Consider the following 497-nt stretch of genomic DNA (forward strand, 5'->3'; position numbering starts at 1 on the left):
TGTCATTATTGTTACCTTTTTTTATTGTTGGTTTATCATAACAATGACCTTATAAAATTGGTACTAATTAGTGTAGCCTATCCACCGTTATGATGAGCACTATAAAGGGTTACATAGCAATGGTAGTAATGCCAATAACAATGATATAAATAATCACAACAGTAATGATGATGAAAACAGTGGTGATATCGATACCGACGACGGTCAAAGCAGTAACGGCAATAGTAATGACAACGACAATAATAGCGATAACACTAATAATAGCAATAACAACAGCAGTGATATTAACAGTAATCAAGCTAACACGAGTAATGGTGTTGAAAGTGGTGAATGGTATGCCCGCATTCGCCATGAACATGCAATTAGCCGTCAGATTGTTATCCGGGGTAAAAGCAATCAAGCCAATTTAGCCCCGGGTCAACATATCCGCATCAAAGGCAGTACGATTGCCGGAATAGATGAGGGGGTAATGATATTAACGGTGCAAGGACAGGGAA

The 497-nt window shown here is 38.4% G+C and carries 1 protein-coding gene; it reads left to right on the forward strand.

Going from position 1 to position 497, the window contains the following annotated elements:
• Positions 1–187: 187 nt before the first annotated feature.
• The coding region (locus tag H3S88_RS13640; RefSeq protein WP_374190653.1) for a contractile injection system protein, VgrG/Pvc8 family at positions 188–497 on the forward strand (310 nt) is incomplete at its 3' end.

The organism is Gilliamella sp. B14448G11 (assembly GCF_016101765.1).
Taxonomy (GTDB): Bacteria; Pseudomonadota; Gammaproteobacteria; order Enterobacterales; family Orbaceae; genus Gilliamella; species Gilliamella apicola_N.